The organism is Clostridium sp. KLE 1755, assembly GCF_000466465.2.
Lineage (GTDB): Bacteria > Bacillota > Clostridia > Lachnospirales > Lachnospiraceae > Eisenbergiella > Eisenbergiella porci.
Genome location: NZ_KE992752.1, coordinates 1 through 7,412, shown reverse-complemented (window position 1 = coordinate 7,412; position 7,412 = coordinate 1). Strand labels below are relative to the sequence as shown.

7 protein-coding genes are annotated in these 7,412 nt (G+C 47.0%); all 7 read left to right on the top strand.

Annotated features, from left to right (window positions below):
• The first annotated feature begins 37 nt into the window (after positions 1 to 37).
• The 7 genes from HMPREF1548_RS22395 (at position 38) to HMPREF1548_RS22370 (ending at position 7,343) form a co-directional block, all read left to right on the top strand.
• Positions 38 to 1,444 carry a DNA primase small subunit gene (locus HMPREF1548_RS22395; RefSeq protein WP_021638909.1) on the top strand — a complete coding sequence of 469 codons (1,407 nt, stop codon included), beginning with the start codon at positions 38 to 40 and terminating at the stop codon, positions 1,442 to 1,444.
• A gap of 859 nt (positions 1,445 to 2,303) precedes the next feature.
• Positions 2,304 to 2,465: a hypothetical protein gene (locus HMPREF1548_RS30140; protein ID WP_004614779.1), complete on the top strand. Its 162-nt coding sequence runs from the start codon at positions 2,304 to 2,306 to the stop codon at positions 2,463 to 2,465.
• A gap of 4 nt (positions 2,466 to 2,469) precedes the next feature.
• The gene (locus tag HMPREF1548_RS22390) at positions 2,470 to 2,790 is read left to right on the top strand and encodes a MobC family plasmid mobilization relaxosome protein (RefSeq protein WP_021638906.1); all 321 of its coding nucleotides are present in this window, start codon (positions 2,470 to 2,472) and stop codon (positions 2,788 to 2,790) included.
• Positions 2,751 to 3,860: a relaxase/mobilization nuclease domain-containing protein gene (locus tag HMPREF1548_RS22385; RefSeq protein ID WP_021638905.1), complete on the top strand. Its 1,110-nt coding sequence runs from the start codon at positions 2,751 to 2,753 to the stop codon at positions 3,858 to 3,860. The genes HMPREF1548_RS22390 and HMPREF1548_RS22385 overlap by 40 nt, the downstream gene beginning before the upstream one ends.
• Positions 3,850 to 4,116, top strand: coding sequence for a prefoldin domain-containing protein (locus tag HMPREF1548_RS22380; RefSeq protein ID WP_021638904.1), 267 nt, complete (start codon positions 3,850 to 3,852; stop codon positions 4,114 to 4,116). The genes HMPREF1548_RS22385 and HMPREF1548_RS22380 overlap by 11 nt, the downstream gene beginning before the upstream one ends.
• A 489-nt stretch (positions 4,117 to 4,605) precedes the next feature.
• A complete protein-coding gene (tet(W), locus tag HMPREF1548_RS22375) occupies positions 4,606 to 6,525 on the top strand; it encodes a tetracycline resistance ribosomal protection protein Tet(W) (protein WP_002586627.1) in 1,920 nt (639 codons plus the stop codon).
• Positions 6,526 to 6,575: 50 nt separating this feature from the next.
• The gene (locus HMPREF1548_RS22370) at positions 6,576 to 7,343 is read left to right on the top strand and encodes a class I SAM-dependent methyltransferase (RefSeq protein WP_002586626.1); all 768 of its coding nucleotides are present in this window, start codon (positions 6,576 to 6,578) and stop codon (positions 7,341 to 7,343) included.
• Positions 7,344 to 7,412: the final 69 nt, after the last annotated feature.

Sequence of the window (7,412 nt, the reverse complement as noted above, 5' to 3'; positions counted from 1 at the left end):
AGCGGTCAAGGCGAGAGGGAGTGAGGTGTAAAAGACTATGGCAAAATACACCAAAAGGAGAGATAAAAGAGGGTATGAGTGGAAGTCTGCTTATCGGGAGAAAGAAGCTCTTATGCTGGAGAGGGGATACCCGGAAGTAAGTCCTCATGATTTCTATCGAGAGTTGTTTCCGACTGGTAGTCTGCAGCAAGAGCCGGGGGACGGAAAAGGTAATATTATAGCGACACAGATTAGACCGTCCGGCAAAGGAAGAACCCGGCAGTGGGTAATTGATGATAGTCTGAAAATGCTGGATAAGGTCATAGGAGATAGGTTTGGGCTGATACCGCCTATTAGTTTTTACGGGAAGTCACACACGAAAGAGAACGCTCATGAGCTGTTTGCGGTGGTGGTGGATGTGGATTATGTAGGCAAACAGCAGTTAAAGAACCTGTTGAAGCAGTTTGGGAATGGTGTGCAGCTTCGTCCGACTTATCTTGTCAGCTCCGGCAAGGGGGTACATCTTTACTATTTCTTGCAGGAGCCGGTTCAGTTGTATCGAAACCGGGAAGAAGTGCTTGCGGAGCTGAAAGAAGCCTTTATCCGGCGGCTATGGAATGATACCAGCTCTATCCGTCCGGACAGCCCGGATATAACCGGAATTTATCAAGGTTTCCGGTGTGTGGGGAGTCAGTCGAAGCTGGGTGCAGATTTCCCAGTAAAAGCCTATAAGCTGTCAGAGAACCGTTACACGCTGGAGGACATAAAAGCCAGCATACCGAGCTGTAAGGTAGACCTTGCTCCGTTGTACGAGAAGCCGAGAAGAAAAAGTACCGTTACGCTGGAAGAAGCAAAGGAGCTGTACCCGGAATGGTATGAGAAGCGGATCGTGCAGGGAGAGCCGAAGCAGAAAAGTAAGAAGCAGGGCGGTACGTGGGTATGTAACGAAGCTTTATATGAGTGGTGGAAACGGAAAATAACCGAGGAAGTGAAAGCCGGAGGGCGTTACTTTTCTATTATGGCGTTGTGCTCTTATGGCTTGAAGTGTGGCATATCCGAGCAGAAGATACGGAGAGACGCCTATGCGTTCTTGGACCATTTAGAGAGCCTTACCGAGGACGAGGACAACCATTTCAGCCGGGCAGATGTGAAAGACGCTCTCCGGGCATTGAAAGGGGACAGAAAAAGGTTGTCAACGATAGCAAGCCGGGAATGGATAGAGGACAACACAAAGGTTACGATACCAGCAAATAAGCGAAATTACAGAAAACAAGAGGCTCATTTATATCTTGCAAGGCGAAAAAAAGAGGATATGAAAGTTATAGGCGAAGTAGTAAAAGAGGGCAGACCAACAGCAGAGCGGACAGTCAGAGAATGGCAGGAGAGCCACCCGGCAGGAAAGAAAGCGGACTGCATTCGAGAGACAGGACTTGCAAAGCATACGGTTTATAAGTGGTGGAAGTAGGGCATACTTGAAATGCCGAAAGGCATATGCTATAATGCCAGTAGGCAAGAAAGACGAAAGTGCTCATTGTGGCACGCAAAAAGCCCCGGAGTTGCGACCTCCGGGGCTTTTCTATTCCGTTGTGGCAAGGTGGCTTATGCCTTAGGCTGGCTACCGCCTATTTATCTCCGTCCAGCCATTTGCAGATGTAGTAGGCGACTACACTTGCCAAGACAGAGAGTAAGAAAGACGAAAATATACTCATGGTGGCACACCCCCTTTCTGTACCTGTATAGGGGTGGTAGCGTCGCCCATTATACCATAGTGGCAGAAATGCCACAAGAAGCCATTTCCCCTTGTTTATTATCAAAGCCATAAGGAAAAGAGTGTCAAGGGCGGTCATAGACCGCAGCGTTTACCCTTGATACTCTTTTTTGTTGGCTATAATGCCGGAGGGGAAAACGGCTGTCCGTCCGTTCCTTTACTTCCCCCCCCTGTGCTTCATTGTCCGTTCCGGCGGAAGAAAGTAAAGGGTGGTCTGCGACCATTTTTTATCTGCTGTACTCGCTGATCGGCAAGCCGAAGCTCATACTGCAGATAAAAAACAAGCCCTTGACTGTCTTCCTCCTACACTTCCAAAGTCGCCCAAGAGGAAGTAAGCTCCACTATATTCTTGGCAGAATATACGCACGAATATATCCGCTTGATATAGAGTTTCTATCATGCTATAATATGTGTAGCGGATATATTGCAAGTTCCCTAAAGTGTTACCACTTTAGAACTTGTGAGGGTGGCAAGCCCCCCTTCAATCCCCCTTTTCAGAGAGCCGAAAGGCTCATAGTGTGACGGTGGTAGCACCGAAGAAAGAGAGGTCAAAGGCATGAAAAAAGAAATGGATAAAATTCAGTTTGAGTACAGATACGAGGTGCAGGAGCTGATGAAAGTAATTGATAAATATGTAAAACAGAACCCGGCAGAAAAGGAAAATAAGACGCTGGAGCGTTTCTTTGACTTGCTTGATGTCATGGATATGGAGTGGTAAGGGTATGAACAAGACAAGACCAAAGCAGTTATCATTCCGAGTAAGTGAAGAAGAATACCGGCAGTTGCAGGAGAAGATTTTAGAGAGTGGAAAGAACCAGCAGGAGTATATCCTTTCCTGTGTGCTGGAGAAGCAGATCGTGAATACGGACGGTATCAAAGAACTTATCCCGGAACTGAAACGGATAGGGAACAACCTCAACCAAATAGCAAAGCGGTGTAATGAGGGGGGAATGTTGCCGAGTGAAGCGGAAGTGCGGAAGCATGGAGAGGAGCTGAACAAAGTATGGCAGTCATTAAGGCGGTATCTTCAAAGGCGGGCATAGGGCACGCAATAGATTATGTGACGAAAAAAGAAAAGACAGAGGAGAAGCTTGTCAGCGGTCTGCATTGTGAGCCGGAGACGGTCAAGGAAGAAATGCAAGCCACAAAGGAGCTGTGGGGCAAGACGGACGGAAGAACCTATAAGCATTATGTGCAATCCTACCATGAGGACGAGGAAATAACCCCGGAGCAGGCTCACAAGAACGCTGTCGAGCTGGCAGAGCATACAAAGGCATGGAAAGGGCATGAAGTTCTGATAGCCACGCATATAGACAAGGGGCATATACACACGCACTTTATTGTTAATTCCGTAAATTATGAGAACGGTCATAAGCTCCAATGGAGTAAGCACGACCTTAAAGACTTAAAGGAACGGTGCAACGAGCAGAGCCGGGAACAGGGCTTGCATGTGCCGGAGAAAGGAAAGACATTTGCTGGAGAAGTACGGGAAGAAACGGTGGCATGGAGCAAAGACACCTACCAGCTTTTGAAACAGGCAGAGCAGGGAAAGGTCAAAAGCTATGTGCAGGATATTGCCCTTGCGGTGCTGGATTGTAAGGAAACAGCGACCAGCCGGGAAACATTTATCCGGCTGATGAATGAAAGAGGGTACGGAGTGGACTGGCAGGACAGCCATAAGTACATCACATATACCGACTTAGCCAGGGAACAGGCAGGAGAAAAGGCTTGTAAAATCAGAGATAACAAGCTGGAAAAATACTACAATATGGATTTCGGAAAGGAGAGCATGGAGCATGAGTTTGAGAGAAATGCACGAACAGCAGAAGCAGAGCAGTCCAAGAGAGCAGCTTCAAGAGTTAAACCGACAGAGCCGGACAGAGCTGGAAAACAGTCTGCTCAAAGAAGCGTTGGCGATGTCGAGCGAGAACTGCGAGGAATTGATGAAGCAGTCAAATCAAGAACAAGTAAGGGCAGAGCAGAACAGGCAGAGAGACGCAGAGCAGAACAGGAAGCTCATCAGCGAGCTGAAGCAGAGCGTAGAGCTGCTGAAGAACAGCAACGAGTTGCTTCAAGACGCTATATCGGACGAGGTTGGGAGCTTGAAAGATGAGGTTAAGGAAAACACCGTCCAAGAGGTTAGAAAGGCGTTACAGGCGAATATAGAGGCTATACAGAGGGCTACAAAGCTTCTTGAGAAGCAGTCTGATACACTTACGAGCGTGATGAAGCAGAAGATCCGGGAGCTGGAGGAAAGTAAGAACAGATTTTTCAGATATGAGGGCTTGAAGTTGTACCTGTTTTGGGGCGGTATGGTCTGCAATATTTTAGTGTTTCTTATGCTGGCATATAGCTTGTTTGGAAAGTAAAAAAGAGTGATAAATTTGTATTTAGTAAAATGCAGACAACACCACGGATCGGCTTTTGGTTGGACAATTCCAACCAAACACCACAGCAGACAGCAGAAAACATTCTGAACGCTAGGAAGCCGGTATGATTGTTACATATAAGGGGAAGAAAAATTTCTTTTAGGTACTTGCTTTCCTAAAACTGATGTGATACAATGATTTAATCCAGAAAAGGAGTAAAAAATATGCGGCAAGGTATTCTTAAATAAAACTATAATCAAATAGTGGGAACAAAGGATTATGATAGCTCCTTTTGTAGGGGCTTAGTTTTTTGTACCAAATTTAAGAATACTTTTGCCTTATCAATTTTGACATATCCCCAAAAACAGCAATCACAAACAGGTGTATGCTGTATATGTGTATGTCCGCAACTTATAATCCCCAGTGGTAAAAGTATTTTACTGCTGGGGATTTTTATGCCCTTTGGGGCTGTAAAGGGAGGACAATCACATGAAAATAATCAATATTGGAATTCTTGCCCATGTAGACGCTGGAAAGACGACCTTGACGGAGAGCCTGCTATATGCCAGCGGAGCCATTTCAGAACCGGGGAGCGTCGAAAAAGGGACAACGAGGACGGACACCATGTTTTTGGAGCGGCAGCGTGGGATTACCATTCAAGCGGCAGTCACTTCCTTCCAGTGGCACAGATGTAAAGTTAACATTGTGGATACGCCCGGCCACATGGATTTTTTGGCGGAGGTGTACCGCTCTTTGGCTGTTTTAGATGGGGCCATCTTGGTGATCTCCGCTAAAGATGGCGTGCAGGCCCAGACCCGTATTCTGTTCCATGCCCTGCGGAAAATGAACATTCCCACCGTTATCTTTATCAACAAGATCGACCAGGCTGGCGTTGATTTGCAGAGCGTGGTTCAGTCTGTTCGGGATAAGCTCTCCGCCGATATTATCATCAAGCAGACGGTGTCGCTGTCCCCGGAAATAGTCCTGGAGGAAAATACCGACATAGAAGCATGGGATGCGGTCATCGAAAATAACGATGAATTATTGGAAAAGTATATCGCAGGAGAACCAATCAGCCGGGAAAAACTTGCGCGGGAGGAACAGCAGCGGGTTCAAGACGCCTCCCTGTTCCCAGTCTATCATGGCAGCGCCAAAAATGGCCTTGGCATTCAACCGTTGATGGATGCGGTGACAGGGCTGTTCCAACCGATTGGGGAACAGGGGGGCGCCGCCCTATGCGGCAGCGTTTTCAAGGTTGAGTACACCGATTGCGGCCAGCGGCGTGTCTATCTACGGTTATACAGCGGAACGCTGCGCCTGCGGGATACGGTGGCCCTGGCCGGGAGAGAAAAGCTGAAAATCACAGAGATGCGTATTCCATCCAAAGGGGAAATTGTTCGGACAGACACCGCTTATCAGGGTGAAATTGTTATCCTTCCCAGCGACAGCGTGAGGTTAAACGATGTATTAGGGGACCAAACCCGGCTCCCTCGTAAAAGGTGGCGCGAGGACCCCCTCCCCATGCTGCGGACGACGATTGCGCCGAAAACGGCAGCGCAAAGAGAACGGCTGCTGGACGCTCTTACGCAACTTGCGGATACTGACCCGCTTTTGCGTTGCGAAGTGGATTCCATCACCCATGAGATCATTCTTTCTTTTTTGGGCCGGGTGCAGTTGGAGGTTGTTTCCGCTTTGCTGTCGGAAAAATACAAGCTTGAAACAGTGGTAAAGGAACCCTCCGTCATTTATATGGAGCGGCCGCTCAAAGCAGCCAGCCACACCATCCATATCGAGGTGCCGCCCAACCCGTTTTGGGCATCCATAGGACTGTCTGTTACACCACTCTCGCTTGGCTCCGGTGTACAATACGAGAGCCGGGTTTCGCTGGGATACTTGAACCAGAGTTTTCAAAACGCTGTCAGGGATGGTATCCGTTACGGGCTGGAGCAGGGCTTGTTCGGCTGGAACGTAACGGACTGTAAGATTTGCTTTGAATACGGGCTTTATTACAGTCCGGTCAGCACGCCGGCGGACTTCCGCTCATTGGCCCCGATTGTATTGGAACAGGCATTGAAGGAATCGGGGACGCAGCTGCTGGAACCTTATCTCTCCTTCATCCTCTATGCGCCCCAGGAATACCTTTCCAGGGCTTATCATGATGCACCGAAATACTGTGCCACCATCGAAACGGCCCAGGTAAAAAAGGATGAAGTTGTCTTTACTGGCGAGATTCCCGCCCGCTGTATACAGGCATACCGTACTGATCTGGCCTTTTACACCAACGGGCGGAGCGTATGCCTTACAGAGCTGAAAGGATATCAGGCCGCTGTCGGTCAGCCGGTCATCCAGCCCCGCCGTCCAAACAGCCGCCTGGACAAGGTGCGCCATATGTTTCAGAAGGTAATGTAAAGATACATAATCGTCAAGACGGCAACAATCAGAAGTTATGGAGGGTAACAATGGAATATAGTAAGGAAGATTTAATGGAAGCAAAAAAGCAAATTTGGGGAGTGGGAGAGAACATGGGAACAGAGGAAAGTAAAAAAATCTGGGAGGAGAACGCACAATTTTGGGATAATGCAATGGGTGACGAATCTAATGAATTTCACAGAGAGGTAGTGCGTCCCAAAGTAACGGAACTTCTATCTCCTAATCCTGCGGATTACATTTTGGATATTGCGTGTGGCAATGGAAATTATTCTTCGTATCTTGCACAAAGAGGCGCTTCGGTTGTCGCTTTTGATTACAGCAAAAAAATGATAGAATTGGCTAAAAGACGGCAATCACAATATGCAAAACAAATTGAATTTTGTGTGGCGGATGCGACCGATAGAAAAAGTATATTAGAATTAAAAAGAAATCGAGCCTTTACGAAAGCAGTTTCTAATATGGCAATTATGGATATTACGGATATTGAACCACTTCTTATGGCTGTTTATGAACTGTTGCAGGAAAGCGGAATTTTTGTCTTTGCAACGCAACACCCTTGTTTTGTCACGTTGACTGAAAAATATATGACACCGCACAGTTACTATGATATAGCGATTGAAGGGCAACCGAAAGAGCAGATTTATTATCATCGTTCCATACAAGATATTTTTAACCTTTGTTTTAGAGCTGGATTTGTCATTGATGGATTTTATGAAGAATGTTTTAAAACCAACAAAGAAATTCCTATGGTAATGATAGTAAGGCTTAAGAAGGTAAAACGTGATAGCTTAAAATAAATTCTAGTTTGTCGGTACGAAGAAAAAGGTAAAATACTGTAGTGATAAGATTAGCGGTCAAGGCGAGAG